Consider the following 16402-nt stretch of genomic DNA (forward strand, 5'->3'; position numbering starts at 1 on the left):
TCGAAAGGATCGGTTCCGTGCGTGGTGCTCTGTTCGGACCTGTGCAGTCCCCCGCGATGCGCAGGGGGGTGGTGGCCGCGCTGGCTTCGGCCGCGCTGTTCCTGTCCGCCGCGTGTTCCGCCGATGGGGACGGGGGTTCGTCCGGGCAGCCCGCCGGTTCCCCGACGGCCTCGGGGGGTTCCGCTCCCCCGGCCTCCCCGAGCAGGTCGGCCGACCTGCCGCCGGCCAAGGGGTCGGCGAAGGTCGTCTCGACCCTGACCGAGGACCTGAAGTCGCCCTGGGGGCTGGTCGCGCTGCCGGGCGGTGATCTGCTGGTCTCCTCGCGCGACGAGGGCACGGTCCACCGCATCGACGGCGAGAGCGGGAAGCAGACCCTGCTGGGGTCGGTGCCCGGGGTGTCCCCGGCGGGCGAGGGCGGACTGCTCGGGCTCGCCGTCTCCGCCACGTTCGGCGCGGACCAGTTGGTGTACGCCTACTTCACCACCACGTCCGACAACCGGATCGTCCGCATGAGTTACGACGAGAAGCGCCCGGTGGGTCAGCAGCTCGGCGCTCCGGACACCATCCTGCGCGGCATCCCCAAGGGCAGCATCCACAACGGCGGCCGGATCGCCTTCGGTCCGGACAGGATGCTGTACGCGGGCACGGGTGAGACCGGGGACACCGGGCTGGCCCAGGACAAGGAGTCGCTGGCGGGCAAGATCCTGCGGATGACCCCCGACGGGGAGCCGGTACACGGCAATCCGGAGGCGGACTCGGTGGTGTATTCGTCCGGGCACCGCAATGTGCAGGGGCTCGCCTGGGACGCGGAGAAGCGGCTGTGGGCGGCCGAGTTCGGCCAGAACACCTGGGACGAGCTGAATCTGATCGAGCCCGGCGGGAACTACGGCTGGCCCGAGGTCGAGGGCCAGGAGGGCGAGGACGGGTTCATCGACCCGGTGGCGCAGTGGAAGACCTCGGAGGCCTCCCCCAGCGGGATCGCGTACGCGGAGGGCTCGATCTGGATGGCCGGGCTGCGCGGCGAGCGGCTGTGGCGGATCCCGCTGTCGGGCGAGAAGGCCGAGGAACCTTCTGCGGACCCCCAGGCGTTCCTGGAGGAGAAGCACGGCCGCCTGCGCACCGTGGTGAGTGCGGGGAGCGACCGCCTGTGGCTGGTCACCAGCAACACGGACGGACGGGGCGCGCAGAAGCCCGGGGACGACAGGATCCTCCAGGTGGAAGTGCGCTAGCCGGCCGCCCGCGCGGCATGTCGGAGGGAGCACGGCCGGTGTTCAATTTCTTCGAGGAGCTCTTCGCGCCGGGACGCAAACACGTCTCCGACGAGCAGAAGCGGCTGGAGCTGAGCCGGGTGGATCTCGGCATCGGCGATCCGGACCGGGGGCCGATAGACCTGACCTCCGGGAAGGTGACCGTCCGTGCCCCGGGCCCGGACGGTGGTCCGCTTCCCGACCGTGCCCGGACCCCGGCCGCCGCTCCGGCCGCCGATGGCGCTCCGGAGCCCCGGCACGGGCGGATGCGGCCGGTCGCGCCCGAGCAGGACGCCGTGCTCGACCGGCCCCGGCCCGGGAAGCCGGTGAGCGGGCCGGAGCGGCGGGCCGAGGAGGAGCCGGGGGTGTGATGGCCGCCCGGGGCCCCGAGGGCCGGCGGCGCGGTCCGTCGCCCGGGAGAGGGCCTTACGCGGCCGGGTAGAGCCGGAGCCGGTGGGCGAGGGCGGCCGCTTCGCCCCGGCTGGAGACGCCGAGCTTGGCCAGGATGTTGGAGACGTGCACGCTCGCGGTCTTCGGCGAGATGAACAGCTCCTCGGCGATCCTGCGGTTGGTGTGCCCGGCCGCGACCAGCCGGTGCACGTCCTGCTCGCGCGGGGTCAGCCCGAAGGACGCCACGGCGGCGATGGCCGGGTCCTGCTCCTCGTCGGGGTGGCCTCCCGGGCCGCCGCCGGCGGGGGCGGTGGTCAGGACGGCCGGGTGGATCGCGGCGTCGTGGCCGGGCGCCGCGCCGGAGCCGTCCAGGGGGATGCGGGCCCTGGCCGCCAGCTGTTCGACCGCCTCGGCGAGCGGGCGTGCGCCGAGCCGGCGGGCGGCCGCGAGGGAGCGGTGCAGCAGGGCCGTGGCGGTGGACCGGTCGCCGGGGGCGATGAGCAGCGATTCGGCCCAGCGGCGGTGGATCTGGGCCAGTTGGTAGGGGCGGCACAGCGGGCCGAAGGCCTCGGCGGCGCGGGCCCAGTGTCCGGGGGTGTCCGTGCCCTCCGCGCGGGCCAGCTCCGCCTCGATGAAGACGCCGTGGGCCACCCATACGGGCACGAGCATCGGGAGGTTCTTCACGCACCGGCGGATCAGGGCCAGCAGCTCCGGACGGTCCGGTTCGGCGGCGGGCAGCCCGCGGGCGTCCGCCTCGATCATGGCGGCGGTCTGGAGCAGCGGCAGGGCGTAGCGCTGGGTGCCGGGCGGGAAGCCGGGCCGGGCCAGCTCCTCGAACGCGGCCCGTGCCTCGACGAGCCTGCCCTGGGAGGCGGCCAGCACCATGCCGTGCCGGACGGGGTCGATGAGGTGCTGGTGCTGCGGATCGCGCTGCCCGAAGTGCTTGCGGACCAGGGCGAGCAGCTCCGCCCCCTCGGCGAGGTCCCCGCGGGCGACGGCCAGTTCGGTACGCCGGAGGGCGGCGAGGCCTTTGGACTTGGGGCCCAGCGCCAGGCGGGCGGAGGACGCGGCGGCGACCTCGCTCTGGGACCAGTGCCCGAGGGAGAACAGGGACTGGGCCTGGTTGGCGTACACCCAGGCCCCGGAGTCGGCCAGGCCGTGGCTGTGGCAGATCTCGATGCCGTGGTCGGCGGCGGCGACGGCCTCCAGCGAGCGGCCCATCGCCTCGAGCGAGGAGGGCAGGTTGACGCTGACCCGGCCGAGGAGGTTCATCAGGTGGAGCTGCTCGGCGCGGTCCCGGACGGCGTACATCTCGGCGAGGCCGTCCTCGACGCCGCCCGCGTCCGCGGTGAGCCAGCCCCGGGTGAGGCGGGCGTGCAGCTCGATGTACTCGTCGCCGACGAGCCGGGCGTACTCCACCGCGCGGTCGCTGTCGGCGAGCGCCTGCGGGCCCGGCTGGTGCAGCGCCCGCCAACTGGCCACATTGGTCAGGACGTCGGCCTGCACGGGGGACGGCGGCAGCCCGCGCACCAGCTCCTGCGCGGTGGCCAGCTCCTCCCAGCCGTCCCCCTTGTCGAGCCCCTGCACCAGCCGGCTGCGCTGCACCAGGAACCAGGCCTCGCGCAGCGGGTCGGTCTCGGCGGCCAGGACGCGCATGGCCTTCTTGGAGATGGCCAGCGCGCGTTTGCGGTCGCCGCCGAAGTGGGCGGCGACGGTGGCCTCGGCCATCACGTCCAGGTAGCGCAGCGGCGTGTTCTCCGGGTCGCGGGCGGAGGCCGGGTAGACCTCCGCGTAGTCGAAGGGGCGCAGGGTGGCGCGCACCGCGTCGGGCACGTCGTCCCAGAGCTCCATCGCCCGCTCCAGCAGCCTCAGTTGCTCGGAGTAGGCGTAGCGGCGGCGGGCCTCGACGGCGGCCCGGAGCACGGCGGGCAGGGCCTTGGGGGCGTCGTGGGCGGCGTACCAGTAGCTGGCGAGGCGGGTGGCGCGTTCGTCGTCCCGGACGAGGGAGGGATCGGCCTCCAGGGCTTCGGCGTACCGGCGGTTGACGCGGGTGCGCTCGCCGGGCAGCAGGTCGTCGCTGACGGCCTCGCGGACCAGGGAGTGCCGGAAGCGGTAGCCGTCGTTGTCGGGCGCGGGTTGCAGCAGGTTGGCGCCGACGGCCGCGCGCAGGGCCTCGTCGAGCTCGTCCTCGCCGAGGCCGGCGACGGCGGCCAGCAGTTCGTGTTCGACGAAGGAGCCGCCCTCGGCGACGATCCTGGCGACCCGCTGGGCGTGTTCGGGAAGCGCCTCGACGCGGACCAGCAGGAGGTCGCGGAGCGATTCGGTCAGCCCGGAGCTGTCGCCGCAGCACTCCAGGGAGCGGGCGAGCTCCTCGACGAAGAAGGCGTTGCCGTCGGAGCGGTCGAAGATCTCGTCGACGAGTGCGGCCTCGGGGGTCTCGGCGAGGATGCCGGCGAGCTGACGGCCGACCTCGTCGTGGCTGAACCGGGCGAGTTCGACGCGGGTGACGGTACGCAGCCGGTCCAGCTCGGCGAGGAGCGGGCGCAGCGGGTGGCGGCGGTGGATGTCGTCGGCGCGGTAGGTGCCGACGACCATGAGGCGGCCGCTGCTCAGGGTGCGGAAGAGATAGGCGAGCAGATGGCGGGTGGAGGCGTCCGCCCAGTGCAGGTCCTCCAGGACGAGGACGACCGCCCGGTCGGCGGAGATCCGCTCCAGCAGGCGTGCGGTGAGTTCGAAGAGGCGGGCGGTGCTGTGCTCGTCGGTCGCGTCCCGGTGGGCCTCGCCCAGTTCGGGCAGGAGCCGGGCCAGCTCGCCCTCCTGGCCGGCGCAGGCGGCGGCCATCTCCTCGGGCAGGGCCCGGCGCAGGGCGCGCAGGGCGGTGGGGAAGGGGGCGAACGGCAGCCCGTCGGCCCCGATCTCGACGCAGGCCCCGACGGCCACCACGGCGTCGCGCCGCTCGGCCGCCGTGACGAACTGCTCGACCAGCCGGGTCTTGCCGACGCCCGCCTCGCCGCCGATCAGCAGCGCCTGGGGGTCGCCGGACGCGGCCCGCGCGAGCGCCTCGGTGAGCGAGGCGAGCTCCTCGGCGCGCCCGACGAACACGGGGCTGACTGACCTGGTCTCCACGCCGCAGAGCATCGCATACGCGTACGAGGCGGCGGCACTCTTTTCGCGGACGGTGATCATGCTCCGGTCGCGGTCCGGCCCCGCCGCGCCCCGTCCGGAGGGGGTGCCGGCGGGACCGGGGTCCGGCGCGGTGGTCGTCCCGGGCCGGGACATCGTCAGGCGGCTGGGGCGAAGCGGGTCCGCTCGCCCTGCACCACCTTCCCTTCGGGATCGCGGCGTCCGGTACGGCGGGCGGCCCGGCGGGCGAGGCGGGCCCGGCCGATCTCGCGCTCGGCGTCGGCCCGGCGGATCAGTTCGGCGGAGGTGGAGCGGTAGAGCTCGTACTCGTACATGGGGTGCCCCTGGTTCCTGGTCGTGGCAGCGGACCGGAGGAGTGCCCGGCCGGTCGGCCGGGGCCCTGTGTTCGCTGTGTGTCCACTGTCGTCGGCCAGGAGGGGGCGCCGCATCGGGCGAGTTCCGCATCTTCCCCGCACGGGGGGCCTTAGGCGGGCGCACCCCGTGTCCGAGGGGTGGGCGGGGGCCTTAGGGTCCGCCGTGCGGATCTCGCCCCCGGGGGTCAGCCGGCGGCCGGGGCGCCCGCGCTGGGCAGTGCGGCGAAGAGGTCGAAGTACATGCCGAGCGAGATCAGCACGCCGAGGGCGCCGAGGGCGACACCGGCCACGGCGACCGCCCGGACCCAGGTGGGCTGCGGCCGCTCGGAGGGGACGCCGAAGGCGGGGCGGACCAGGACGAGGGCGCCGACGAGCAGGGCCAGCAGGGCGAAGCCGCCGTTGACCAGGGCGGTGGTGTGCCAGGCGTCCCCGTAGATCTCGGAGATCTGCTGGGACGCGCTGCCGCCGCCGGAGGTCTTGATCTGGCCGATGAGCGTCTCGCGCTCGGCGGCGACCCGGCCGGACCACGCACCGGTCAGGGCGACGACGCCCAGGGCCGCGGAGACGACGGCCGCCGCGCCCGCGCCGACGCCGTGCCGGGCCTCGGTGAAGGGGTCGGGCTCCAGGTCCTCGTCCTCGGCCCGCTCGGCGTCGTCCAAGGCCGTTGCGGGGTCGGCGGCGTCGGACGGCGTACCGGTGGCGTCCTTGGCCAGGGGGTCCTTCGCCGCCGTGTCCTTCGCGGTCGCGTCCTTCGCCGCCGCGTCGTTCGCGGTCGCCTCCTCCGTGGTGGCGTCGACGGTGCCCTCGGCGGGGTCGGTCGTCCCGGCGGGCGGGGTCGTCGTGGCAGGGGTCGTCTTGGAGGGGGTGGTGTTCATGCGCCGCACGCTAGGGGGCCCGGATGAGAGCCCGCTTAACGCCGGGGCCCCGGCGGGGCTCAGCGCCCGGCTCGGGCCCGCCATTCCGGGGCGAGGACGGACCAGATCTCGGAGTCGTGGCGCACGCCCCGGTAGAGGTAGTTCTGCCGGATCACCCCGTCCCGGGTCATGCCGAGCCGCTGGGCCACCGCGATCGAGCGGGTGTTCGCGGCGGAGGCGTCCCACTCCACGCGGTGCATGCCGCGCTCGTACACGGCCCAGTCGATCAGGCGCTCGGCGGCGCGGGTGATCAATCCCCGGCCCTGGGCGGCGGGCTCCAGCCACACCCCGATCTCGCAGTTGCCGGACTCCGCGTCGAAGATCCGGAAGAGGACGCCGCCGACGAGGGTGCCGTCCAGCCAGATGCCGTAGAGCCGCCCGGTGTCCGCCGCCTGCTTCTGCGCGTACCTCAGGAGCAGGGCGCGCGCCGATTCCAGGTCGGTGGCGAAGGAGGCGAAGGGGATCCAGGGGTCGATCAGGTCCCGGGCCCGGTCCATGTGGGTGAGGAACTCCTCGGCCTGCCAGACCTCCAGCGGGCGCAGCTCCGCCTTGTCGTCACCCAGGGATATGGCGAACATCGTGCTCCTCCTCGGTGGGCCGGGCCGGCACCGGCCCGGCGCCCTCTTGCGTACCGCGTGCCTCGGGGATCTTCGCATGGAGCGGCACGCAGTCGGGCGGCTCGATGCTGATCCGCGGCAGCCGCCGCTCCAGCCAGCCCGGCAGCCACCAGTTCGCCCCGCCGAGCATGTGCATCAGGGCGGGCACCAGCAGGGTGCGCAGGACGAAGGCGTCCAGGGCCACGGCGGTGGCCAGCGCGATGCCGAACATGGCGATGACCCGGTCGCCGCTGAGCACGAACGCGAGGAAGACGGAAATCATGATCACAGCGGCGGAGTTGATCACCCGGCCGGTCTCGGCGAGGCCGACCCGGACGGAGCGCCGGTTGTCGCCGGTCTCCAGCCACTCCTCGTACATCCGGCCGACCAGGAAGACCTGGTAGTCCATGGAGAGGCCGAAGAGGACCGAGACCATGATCACCGGGAGGAAGGGCTCGATGGGCCCGGCGCTGCCGAGGCCGAGCAGTTCGCTCCCCCAGCCCCACTGGAAGACGGCCACCACGACGCCGAAGGAGGAGGCGACGGCGGCCACGTTCATCACGGCGGCCTTGAGCGGGATGCCGATGGACCGGAAGGCCAGAAGCAGCAGCAGGCAGCCGAGTCCGATGACGACCCCGACGAAGAGCGGCAGCTTCCCGACGATGATCTCGGCGAAGTCGTCGTAGCTCGCCGTCACCCCGCCGACATGGGTCTCCAGCGAGGTGTTGTCCTGGACCGGTGGCAGTACCTCGCCCCGGATCCGGTCGACGAGCTCGCTGGTGTCCTGCGACTGGGGCGCCGAGTCGGGGACGACGGTGAGGAAGGCGGTGTCGCCCGCGCTGTTGTACGTGACCGGGCCGACCGAGGCGACGCCCTCGGTGTTGCGCAGCTGCTCGGGGAGCGCGTCCAGGGCGAGCCGGTCGTCCGCGCCGTCGAGCTGGGCGGCGACGGTCAGGGGGCCGTTGACGCCGGGGCCGAAGCCGTCGGCGAGCAGGTCGTAGGCCTGCCGGGTGGTGGCGCCGGCCGGGTTGTTGCCCTGGTCCGATGTGCCCAGGTGGAGGCCGAGGGCGGGCAGGGCGAGCACCAGCATGACGACGGCCGCGATCCCGCCGAGGAGCTTGGGGTGCCGCTCCACGAAGGCGGACCAGCGGGCGGCGAAGCCGGTGGGCAGCTCGGGCCGCGGCCCGTGTTCGGCGAGCTGCCGCCGCTCACGGCGGCTGAGCGCCCGCATCCCGATGAGGGAGAGCAGCGCGGGCAGCAGGGTGACCGAGGCCAGCACGGTGAGGACGACGGTGAGCGAGGCGGCGATGGCGACGCCGTTGAGGAAGCCGAGCCGCAGGATCAGCATCCCGAGCAGGGCGATGCAGACGGTCGCCCCGGCGAAGACGACGGCGCGGCCGGTGGTCGTGACGGCGTTCTGTGCCGCCTCCGTGACCGACATGCCGCGCTTCAGCCCTCTGCGGTGCCGCGTGACGATGAACAGCGCGTAGTCGATGCCGACGCCGAGCCCGATGAGCATGCCGAGCATCGGGGCGAAGTCGGCCACCGTCATCAGATGGCCCAGCAGCACGATGCCCGCGTAGGCGGTGCCCACGGAGACGAGGGCGGTGGCGATGGGCAGCAGGCTGGCGGCGAGCGAGCCGAAGGCGAGGAAGAGCACGAGGGCCGCGACGACGACGCCGATGCCCTCGGCGAGGTGGACGGCGGGCGCTTCGGTGAGGGCGACGGCGGTGCCGCCCAGCTCGACCTGGAGCCCGTCGGCCTCGGCTCCCTTCGCGGTGTCGACGAGAGCCTGGGCCTGGGCGGCGGGGATCTCGTCGGCGGGCCGGTCGAAGGTGACCGTGGCGTAGGCGGTGTGGCCGTCCTGGCTGATCTGGCCGGGGCCCGCCCCCGCGTAGGGGCCGGTGACCCCGCCGATGCCCGGCAGCTCCTCGATCGCGTGGAGCGTGCGGGTCATGGTCTGCTCGACGTCGGCGGCCCGGACGGTGGAGCCGGTGGTGTGCCAGACGACGGTGTCGGTGTCGCCGCCGAGGTCGGTGAAGCCCCGCGAGAGGAGCTCGGTGGCCCGGCCGGACTCGGTGCCCGGGACCTCGTAGTCGTTGGAGTACGCCGACCCCGCGAAGCCCGCCGCTGCGGCGGTCCCGCCGAGGGCGGCGAGCCAGATGAGGAGGGCGACGAGGCGGTGCCTGATGCACCAGCGGGCGATGGCAGCCAACGGATGAGCTCCCTGCGGGTTCGTGGACCTTTACCCGCAGATATAGCGTGATCTGCCCGCAAACGTCTCATGACCTGAGACCGCCACTCTTACAGCAGAACGTGATCGTTTGTCCGTTTCGTGGCCATGGTCACAGGGCTTGATCTGTTCCCTACACGCGAGGGATCACGCCCTGTGACCGTCGGTGCGGCCGCCGGGTTCGGTCAGCCGGAGACGCTCGCCCGGCCGTTCTCGATGTGTCCCATGAGCCGCCGCCGGAAGCCGTCCTCACCCTCGGCCGTGACGGCGAGGTCGTACCAGCCGTGGGCGTCGGCCGCCGAGTGCACGAGCGTACGGTCGCGGCCCGGCTTGACCGTGACGCGGCGGGTCCAGTCCCGCACGTCGTCCTCGTCGACGTAGCCGAGCGGCCGCACCAGGAAGGTCAGGGTCCGGCGGCCGGTGTTGCGCAGGGTGAGGTGCAGGTCGAGGTCGCGGTGGTCGATGCGGGTCGCGACCTCCGCGCCCCCGTCGGCCGGTCCGGCGAATTCGCGCCGGAAGCCGTTCGGCCCGGTGACCGTGAAGGCGTACGCCTGACCCGTCAGCGGAACGGTCCAGTGGGCGGCGCCCCGGACGTCCTTGTGCTGCGGGGCCGGGAACTCGCCCGCGTACGGGTACAGCGCGAAGTGCGCCGAGGACCGGCCGGTGTTGGCGAGGTCCACCCGCAGCGCGTCGCCCGACCGGCTCGCCCGCGCGTCGGGCTGGTACGGCAGCGGGCGCGCCGGGCGCGCGCCCGGCTCCTGCTCGGGGAGGCGCTGGACGGCGGGCGGCCTCGGCTGCCAGCGCCCGGCGACGGGCGGGATCGCGCCGGGCCGCTCGACGGCCGGCTGCCGCCGGGCCCGGGTGAAGTCGAAGGCGGAGGTGAGGTCGCCGGTGACGCGTCGCCGCCAGTCGCCGATGTTGGGTTCCCGCACGCCGGTCCAGCGCTCCAGGAAGCGGATGACGGAGGTGTGGTCGAAGACCTCCGAGCAGACGTACCCGCCGACGGTCCACGGCGAGACGACCAGCAGCGGCACCCGGATCCCGAGGCCGGTGGGCCGGCCCTCCCACTGCTCGTCGGTCACCTCGGAGGGTGCGACGGGCGGCGGCACATGGTCGAAGAAGCCGTCGTTCTCGTCGTAGTTGATCAGCACAGCGGTGTGCCGCCACACGTCCGGGTTCTTGCCGAGGGCGTCCAGGATCTTGTAGACGACGGTCGCGCTGTGCACCGGCGACGAGACGCTCGGGTGCTCGGAGTCGATCGCCGAGGGCACCAGGTAGGAGACCTCGGGAAGCGTCCCGGCCGCCACGTCCTGGGCGAACTCCTCGGCCAGCGTCCCGGTCGGGACCCGGCGCAGCCCCCGCTCGAACAGGCTGCGTTCGTGCCGGGTGAGGGTGGCGACGCCCTCCTCCAGCAGCCCGAGCAGCCGCTCGCGCTCGGCCTCGGACGCGCCCCGGACCTGCGCATAGAAGGCTTCCATGTACGTGGGACCGCCGGCCTTGGCGAGCGCCTTGCGGGCGATGGCCTTGAAGGTGGCGTAGAACTCGATCTGGTTGTCGGTGAAGTTCTCCCACTCGGTGTACGTCCGCCAGCTGCGCCCGGCCGCCTCCAGCCGCTCGGCGTAGGTGGACCAGTCGTAGCCGGGGTGGGTCCCCTCGCTGTACGCGTCGTTGCCGACGGCCCGCTCGCCGTTCGGCTCGAAGCCGGTCTTCCCGCTCCACAGATGGTTGCGGTTGGGGCTGGTGGAGGTGTGGATCGAGGAGTGGTAGGCGTCGCAGACGGTGAAGGTGTCGGCCAGCTCGTAGTGCAGCGGGATGTCGCGGCGGTCGTAGTACGCCATCGTGGCCGCGGTCTTGGCGCTGATCCAGCCGTTCATCCAGCCGCCGCCCCAGGCCTTCGCCCCGCCGTTCCAGGAGTGGTCGAGGGCGCCGATGTACTGGAGGTCCTTCTTCTGCTCCTCGGCCGCCCCGCGCACCGGGAAGGGCAGGACGGTGGAGCCGGAGGCGCCGGGCTGCTCGAAGACCGTGGTGCCGGTGGGCAGCTCGATGGCGTTGCGGTCGCCGAAGCCGCGAACGCCGCGCAGGGTGCCGAAGTAGTGATCGAAGGAGCGGTTCTCCTGCATCAGGATCACCACGTGCTTGATGGAGCCGAGGCCTCCCCCGCCGGACCCCGCGTGGGCGGGCTGCGCGGCGATGGCCGCCTGGAGCGACGGCGGCAGGAACGATCCGGCCGCAGCGGCGCCGAGTGCGCCACCGCCCAGCGCGAAGAGCCGTCGCCGTGACATGTCCGTGGTCAAAAGAGCCTCCTGGTTCCGGTGGTTACAGCCCGGAAGCTAGTCAGGTCAGGTGGCGCCGGGAAGGCCTGGGTACGGCCCGGTGGTGAACGTCCAACAGGCCGGACCGGAAGTCCAACCCCGCGTACCGGCGTCCTCACACCCCGATGAGGTGCAGCGACGCCCAGAGCGCGAGCGTGGCGGCGAGGAGCGTCGCCGGTACCGTCGCGAGCCCCAGCCGGGTGAAGTGGCCGAGCTCGGGGGTGTCCCCGTGGGCGTGCAGGATGCGCCGCCACAGGAGCGTGGCCAGCGACCCGACGTACGTGAGGTTCGGCCCGAGGTTCACCCCGATCAGGGCGGCGAGCAGCGGTCCGGGCCCGGCCGCCGCGACGATCGGCAGCAGGGCGAGGATCGCGGGCAGGTTGTTGATCAGGTTGGCGAGCAGCGCCGCGACGACGGCGACGCCGAGCAGGGCGGGCAGGGTGTCCCCGTCGGGCAGCAGGGCGGCGATCCCGGAGCCGAGCCCGTTGTCGACGACCGCCTTGACGACGACGCCGAGCGCGAGGACGAAGAGGCAGAACAGCGGGTTGGCCGAGCGGACGACGGCGACCGGCGTGGTCTCCCGCTTGGCCAGTGCCCGGACGGCCAGCACGGCCGCCCCCGCCAGCGCCGCCCACAGCGGCTCGGCCCCCTCGAACGAGGTCACGACGAACCCGGCCAGGGTCAGCGCCAGCACGACGAGCGTGAAGAGGGGGACGGGGGTGCCCTCCGCCCCGGGGTCCGGCGTGTGCGCCCCGGCGGCGAGGTCGGCCCGGAACGCCCGCCGGAACACGGCGTACTCGACGGCGATGGCGGCGAGCCACGGCAGAGCCATCAGCGCGGCGAACCGGGTGAAGGAGAGACCGCTCGCGGTGAACGCCAGCAGATTGGTGAGGTTGGAGACGGGGAGCAGGAGGGACGCGGAGTTGGCCAGGTGCGCGCAGGCGTAGACGTACGGGCGCGGGCGCGCGCCGACCCGGGCGGCGGTGGCGAGGACCACCGGAGTGAGCAGGACCACGGTGGCGTCCAGGCTGAGGACGGCGGTGATGAGCGAGGCCACGACGAAGACGCCGCCGAGCAACGGGCCGGTCTGCCCCCGGCAGGCGCGCGCCACCAGGTCCCCGGCCGCCCGGAACAGCCCCTCGTCCGCGCAGAGCTGGGCCAGCACCAGGATCGCGGCGAGGAAGCCCACGACCGGCAGCAGTTCCCCGACCTGCTCCCGGGCCTCGGGCCAGGACACCGCCCCGACGGCCACGGCCAGCACGGCGGCGGGCACGGCGACGGTCGCCTCCGGCAGGCCCCGGGGGCGCAGGACGGCGAAGGCGAGGACGCCCAGCAGCAGGGCGAAGGAGACGAGCTCGGCGATGACGGTGTTCAGGGGGATCTCTCAGGCGGGGGCCGTGTTCGGCGGGACTCTCAGGCGGGGCTCTCCGGACGGGGGCCGTGTTCGGCGGGACTCCCAGGCCGGGCTCTCCGGCGGGACTCTCCGGACGGGTGAAGGGGCGGCGCCCCCGTATTACGGGTGCACCGCCCCTCCGGGTGGTGATCGGGTCGATCAGCCCTCGACGCCGAGCTTCTCCAGGATCAACTCGCGCACGCGCGCCGCGTCGGCCTGGCCGCGGGTGGCCTTCATGACCGCGCCGACGAGCGCGCCCGCCGCCGCGACCTTGCCGCCGCGGATCTTGTCCGCGATGGCTGCGTTGCCCGCGATGGCCTCGTCGACGGCCGTGGACAGCGCGCCCTCGTCCGAGACGACCTTCAGGCCGCGCTTCTCCACGACGGTGTCCGGGTCGCCCTCGCCCGCGAGGACGCCCTCGATGACCTGGCGGGCCAGCTTGTCGTTGAGGTCGCCCGCGGCGACGAGCGCGGCCACCCGGGCGACCTGCGCCGGGGTGATCGGCAGCTCGTCCAGGCCGCGGCCGGTCTCGTTGGCGTTACGGGCCAGCTCGCCCATCCACCACTTGCGGGCCTGGTCCGAGGGGGCGCCCACCTCGGTCGTGGCGACGATCAGATCGACCGCGCCCGCGTTGAGGATGGACTGCATGTCGTGCTCGGTGACGCCCCACTCCTCCTTGAGCCGCGCCCGGCGCAGCCGGGGAAGCTCGGGGAGACCCTTGCGGAGCTCCTCGACCCACGCGCGGGCCGGCGCCACGGGCACCAGGTCCGGCTCGGGGAAGTAGCGGTAGTCCTCGGCGTTGTCCTTGATGCGGCCGGCCGTGGTGGAGCCGTCCTCCTCGTGGAAGTGCCGGGTCTCCTGCACGATGGTGCCGCCCGAGGACAGCACGGCGGCGTGCCGCTGGATCTCGAAGCGCGCGGCCCGCTCGACCGAACGCAGCGAGTTCACGTTCTTCGTCTCGGAGCGGGTACCGAACGCCTCGCGGCCGTGCGGGCGCAGCGACAGGTTGACGTCGCAGCGCATCTGGCCCATCTCCATGCGGGCGTCGGAGACCCCGAGAGCCTTGATCAGCTCGCGGAGCTCGGCGACGTACGCCTTGGCGACCTCGGGAGCGCGGGCGCCGGCTCCCTCGATCGGCCTGGTGACGATCTCGATGAGCGGGATGCCGGCCCGGTTGTAGTCGAGCAGCGAGTGGGACGCGCCGTGGATACGGCCGGTGGCGCCGCCGACGTGCGTCGACTTGCCGGTGTCCTCCTCCATGTGGGCGCGCTCGATCTGCACCCGGAAGATCTCGCCGTCCTCCAGCTGGACGTCCAGATAGCCGTTGAAGGCGATCGGCTCGTCGTACTGGGAGGTCTGGAAGTTCTTCGGCATGTCCGGATAGAAGTAGTTCTTCCGGGCGAAGCGGCACCACTCGGCGATCTCGCAGTTGAGCGCGAGACCGATCTTGATGGCCGACTCCACGCCGATCTCGTTGACGACCGGCAGCGCGCCGGGCAGTCCGAGACAGACCGGGCAGGTCTGGGAGTTGGCGTCCTGCTTCAGCTCCGTGGAGCAGCCGCAGAACATCTTGGTCTTGGTGCCGAGCTCGACATGGACTTCGAGGCCCATGACGGGGTCGTAGGACGCGAGCGCGTCCTCGTACGACACCAGGTCAGTGACAGTCACGGTGAAACTTTCCCTCTCAGCCCAGCAGAACGTCGTCGTCGCCGAGACGCTTCAGTTCGCGATAGAGGATCGCGAGTCCGGTGACGATGGCGGCCGCCGAGACGGCCGCGTCGACGAGGCGCAGCATGTCGTTGTCGTTGCGGGCGAGCTTCGCCTGCTTCACGACACTGATCGCGCCGAACGCGGTACTGCCGATCGCGATGTACGCGCCCGTCTTGGACTTCTTGAAGTTCTTGGCCTTCTTTGCCATGGCACTCACAGCGACGGAGCCTCCTCAAGCAGCGGGTGCCCCCACCTTTCCACGAACGCGGCCTCGACGGCCGCTCCGACCTTGTAGAGCCGGTCGTCCTTCATGGCGGGGGCGATGATCTGCAGTCCGACCGGCAGACCGTCCTCCGGGGCCAGGCCGCAGGGCAGCGACATGGCGGAGTTGCCGGCCAGGTTGGTGGGGATGGTGCACAGGTCCGCGAGGTACATCGCCATCGGGTCGTCGGCGCGCTCGCCGATCGGGAAGGCGGTGGTCGGGGTCGTCGGGGAGACGATCACGTCGACCTGCTCGAAGGACTTCTCGAAGTCCTGGGTGATGAGGGTGCGGACCTTCTGGGCCGAGCCGTAGTACGCGTCGTAGTAGCCGGAGCTGAGCGCGTACGTGCCCAGGATGATGCGGCGCTTGACCTCGTCGCCGAAGCCGGCCTCGCGGGTGAGGGCGGTGACGTCCTCGGCCGACTTCGTGCCGTCGTCGCCGACCCGCAGGCCGTAGCGCATGGCGTCGAAGCGGGCCAGGTTGGAGGAGCACTCGGACGGCGCGATCAGGTAGTACGCGGAGAGCGCCAGGTCGAAGGACGGGCAGTCCAGCTCGACGATCGTGGCGCCGAGCGACTTCAGCAGCTCGACCGACTCGTCGAAGCGCTGGACCACACCGGCCTGGTAGCCCTCGCCGCGGAACTGCTTGACGACGCCGACCCGCATGCCCTGTACGGAGCCGTTGCGCGCGGCCTCGACGACCGGCGGGACCGGGGCGTCGATGGAGGTCGAGTCCAACGGGTCGTGCCCGGCGATGGCCTCGTGCAGCAGCGCCGCGTCCAGGACCGTACGGGCGCAGGGCCCGCCCTGGTCCAGGGATGAGGAGAAGGCGACCATGCCGTAGCGCGAGACGCCGCCGTAGGTGGGCTTGACGCCGACCGTGCCGGTGACGGCGGCGGGCTGGCGGATCGAGCCGCCGGTGTCCGTGCCGATGGCGAGCGCGGCCTCGTAGGAGGCGAGGGCGGCGGAGGAGCCGCCGCCGGAGCCGCCGGGGATGCGGGTGAGGTCCCAGGGGTTGCCGGTGGGACCGTAGGCGCTGTTCTCGGTGGAGGACCCCATGGCGAACTCGTCCATGTTGGTCTTGCCGAGGATGACGACGTCGGCGGCGCGCAGCTTCTGCGTGAGCGTGGCGTCGTACGGCGGGACCCAGCCCTCAAGGATCTTGGAACCGACGGTGGTCGGCATGTCCTTGGTGGTGAAGATGTCCTTCAGCGCGAGCGGAACGCCGGCCAGCGGGCCGAGCTTCTCGCCCGCCTCCCGCTTCGCGTCCACGGCACGGGCCTGGGCGAGCGCGCCTTCGCGGTCGATGTGCAGGAAGGCGTGGACCTTCTCGTCGATCGCGTCGATCCGGGCCAGGTGGGCCTCGGTGACCTCGACGGCGGTCAGCTCGCCGGAGGCGATCCTCCCGGCGATCTCGGCCGCGGTGAGCTTGATGATGGTGCTGATGTCCGTCATGGCGGTTAGTCCTCCCCCAGGATCTGCGGCACCTTGAAACGCTGCTGCTCCTGGGCCGGGGCGCCGGAGAGCGCCTGCGCGGGGGTGAGCGACGGACGGACCTCGTCCGCGCGCATGACGTTGGTCAGCGGCAGCGGGTGGGAGGTCGGCGGTACGTCTTGGTCGGCGACCTCGGAGACGCGGGCGACCGCGCCGATGATGTCGTCGAGCTGACCGGCGAAGTGATCGAGCTCTTCGCCCTTCAGCTCCAGACGCGCCAGCCGGGCGAGGTGGGCGACCTCCTCGCGCGTGATGCCAGGCATGCAGCGATCCTCAGGGGTTGGTGTGTGGTTTTGAGCCCAATCCTATGGGGTCTCCCGGGAGCGGGTGCCCCACCCCGATCGGGCTACGTCTT

General features: G+C 72.8%; 13 protein-coding genes. 2 read left to right on the forward strand and 11 right to left on the reverse strand.

The window, feature by feature from the left end:
* The first annotated feature begins 17 nt into the window (after positions 1 to 17).
* Both ACH4UK_RS07990 and ACH4UK_RS07995 read left to right on the forward strand, forming a co-directional pair.
* A complete protein-coding gene (locus ACH4UK_RS07990; protein ID WP_398355148.1) occupies positions 18 to 1229 on the forward strand; it encodes a PQQ-dependent sugar dehydrogenase in 1212 nt (403 codons plus the stop codon).
* Positions 1230 to 1267: 38 nt separating this feature from the next.
* The gene (locus ACH4UK_RS07995; protein ID WP_398355149.1) at positions 1268 to 1618 is read left to right on the forward strand and encodes a DUF6191 domain-containing protein; all 351 of its coding nucleotides are present in this window, start codon (positions 1268 to 1270) and stop codon (positions 1616 to 1618) included.
* 55 nt (positions 1619 to 1673) lie between these two features.
* Here ACH4UK_RS07995 and ACH4UK_RS08000 read toward each other — a convergent pair whose 3' ends face one another.
* The 11 genes from ACH4UK_RS08000 to gatC form a co-directional block, all read right to left on the reverse strand.
* On the reverse strand, positions 1674 to 4916 hold the full coding sequence (locus ACH4UK_RS08000) for an AAA family ATPase (RefSeq protein ID WP_398355150.1): 3243 nt from the start codon (positions 4914 to 4916) through the stop codon (positions 1674 to 1676).
* Positions 4917 to 4918: 2 nt separating this feature from the next.
* Positions 4919 to 5095, reverse strand: coding sequence for a hypothetical protein (locus tag ACH4UK_RS08005; protein ID WP_398355152.1), 177 nt, complete (start codon positions 5093 to 5095; stop codon positions 4919 to 4921).
* 224 nt (positions 5096 to 5319) lie between these two features.
* A complete protein-coding gene (locus tag ACH4UK_RS08010) occupies positions 5320 to 6009 on the reverse strand; it encodes a hypothetical protein (protein WP_398355154.1) in 690 nt (229 codons plus the stop codon).
* Positions 6010 to 6068: 59 nt separating this feature from the next.
* Positions 6069 to 6626, reverse strand: coding sequence for a GNAT family N-acetyltransferase (locus tag ACH4UK_RS08015; protein ID WP_398355155.1), 558 nt, complete (start codon positions 6624 to 6626; stop codon positions 6069 to 6071).
* A complete protein-coding gene (locus tag ACH4UK_RS08020) occupies positions 6604 to 8859 on the reverse strand; it encodes an MMPL family transporter (RefSeq protein WP_398355156.1) in 2256 nt (751 codons plus the stop codon). Before ACH4UK_RS08020 ends, ACH4UK_RS08015 begins: the two co-directional genes overlap by 23 nt.
* A gap of 203 nt (positions 8860 to 9062) precedes the next feature.
* Entirely contained in the window at positions 9063 to 11171 is a 2109-nt protein-coding gene (locus ACH4UK_RS08025; protein WP_398355158.1) for a phosphocholine-specific phospholipase C, read from the reverse strand.
* Between the two features lie 133 nt (positions 11172 to 11304).
* Positions 11305 to 12564 (reverse strand): SLC13 family permease, encoded by a 1260-nt coding sequence (locus tag ACH4UK_RS08030; protein WP_398355705.1) that lies wholly within the window; start codon positions 12562 to 12564, stop codon positions 11305 to 11307.
* Positions 12565 to 12741: 177 nt separating this feature from the next.
* Positions 12742 to 14250, reverse strand: coding sequence for an Asp-tRNA(Asn)/Glu-tRNA(Gln) amidotransferase subunit GatB (gatB, locus tag ACH4UK_RS08035; RefSeq protein WP_398355159.1), 1509 nt, complete (start codon positions 14248 to 14250; stop codon positions 12742 to 12744).
* 16 nt (positions 14251 to 14266) lie between these two features.
* Complete coding sequence (locus ACH4UK_RS08040) at positions 14267 to 14500, reverse strand: hypothetical protein (RefSeq protein WP_164609992.1); 234 nt, start codon at positions 14498 to 14500, stop codon at positions 14267 to 14269.
* 5 nt (positions 14501 to 14505) lie between these two features.
* On the reverse strand, positions 14506 to 16008 hold the full coding sequence (gatA, locus tag ACH4UK_RS08045; RefSeq protein WP_398355161.1) for an Asp-tRNA(Asn)/Glu-tRNA(Gln) amidotransferase subunit GatA: 1503 nt from the start codon (positions 16006 to 16008) through the stop codon (positions 14506 to 14508).
* A 5-nt stretch (positions 16009 to 16013) separates the two neighbouring features.
* Positions 16014 to 16310 carry an Asp-tRNA(Asn)/Glu-tRNA(Gln) amidotransferase subunit GatC gene (gene gatC / locus ACH4UK_RS08050; RefSeq protein ID WP_003966094.1) on the reverse strand — a complete coding sequence of 99 codons (297 nt, stop codon included), beginning with the start codon at positions 16308 to 16310 and terminating at the stop codon, positions 16014 to 16016.
* Between the last annotated feature and the right edge of the window lie 92 nt (positions 16311 to 16402).

Source organism: Streptomyces sp. NPDC020884 (genome assembly GCF_044333935.1).
In the GTDB taxonomy this organism is placed as follows: domain Bacteria; phylum Actinomycetota; class Actinomycetes; order Streptomycetales; family Streptomycetaceae; genus Streptomyces.

Bases quoted from the DNA above. Each gene is read 5' to 3' on its own strand.
- ACH4UK_RS08000 (WP_398355150.1), bottom strand. From the start codon at position 4,916: ATGTCCCGGCCCGGGACGACCACCGCGCCGGACCCCGGTCCCGCCGGC.
- ACH4UK_RS08005 (WP_398355152.1), bottom strand. From the start codon at position 5,095: ATGTACGAGTACGAGCTCTACCGCTCCACCTCCGCCGAACTGATCCGC.
- ACH4UK_RS08010 (WP_398355154.1), bottom strand. From the start codon at position 6,009: ATGAACACCACCCCCTCCAAGACGACCCCTGCCACGACGACCCCGCCC.
- ACH4UK_RS08015 (WP_398355155.1), bottom strand. From the start codon at position 6,626: ATGTTCGCCATATCCCTGGGTGACGACAAGGCGGAGCTGCGCCCGCTG.
- ACH4UK_RS08040 (WP_164609992.1), bottom strand. From the start codon at position 14,500: ATGGCAAAGAAGGCCAAGAACTTCAAGAAGTCCAAGACGGGCGCGTAC.
- gatA (WP_398355161.1), bottom strand. From the start codon at position 16,008: ATGACGGACATCAGCACCATCATCAAGCTCACCGCGGCCGAGATCGCC.
- gatC (WP_003966094.1), bottom strand. From the start codon at position 16,310: ATGCCTGGCATCACGCGCGAGGAGGTCGCCCACCTCGCCCGGCTGGCG.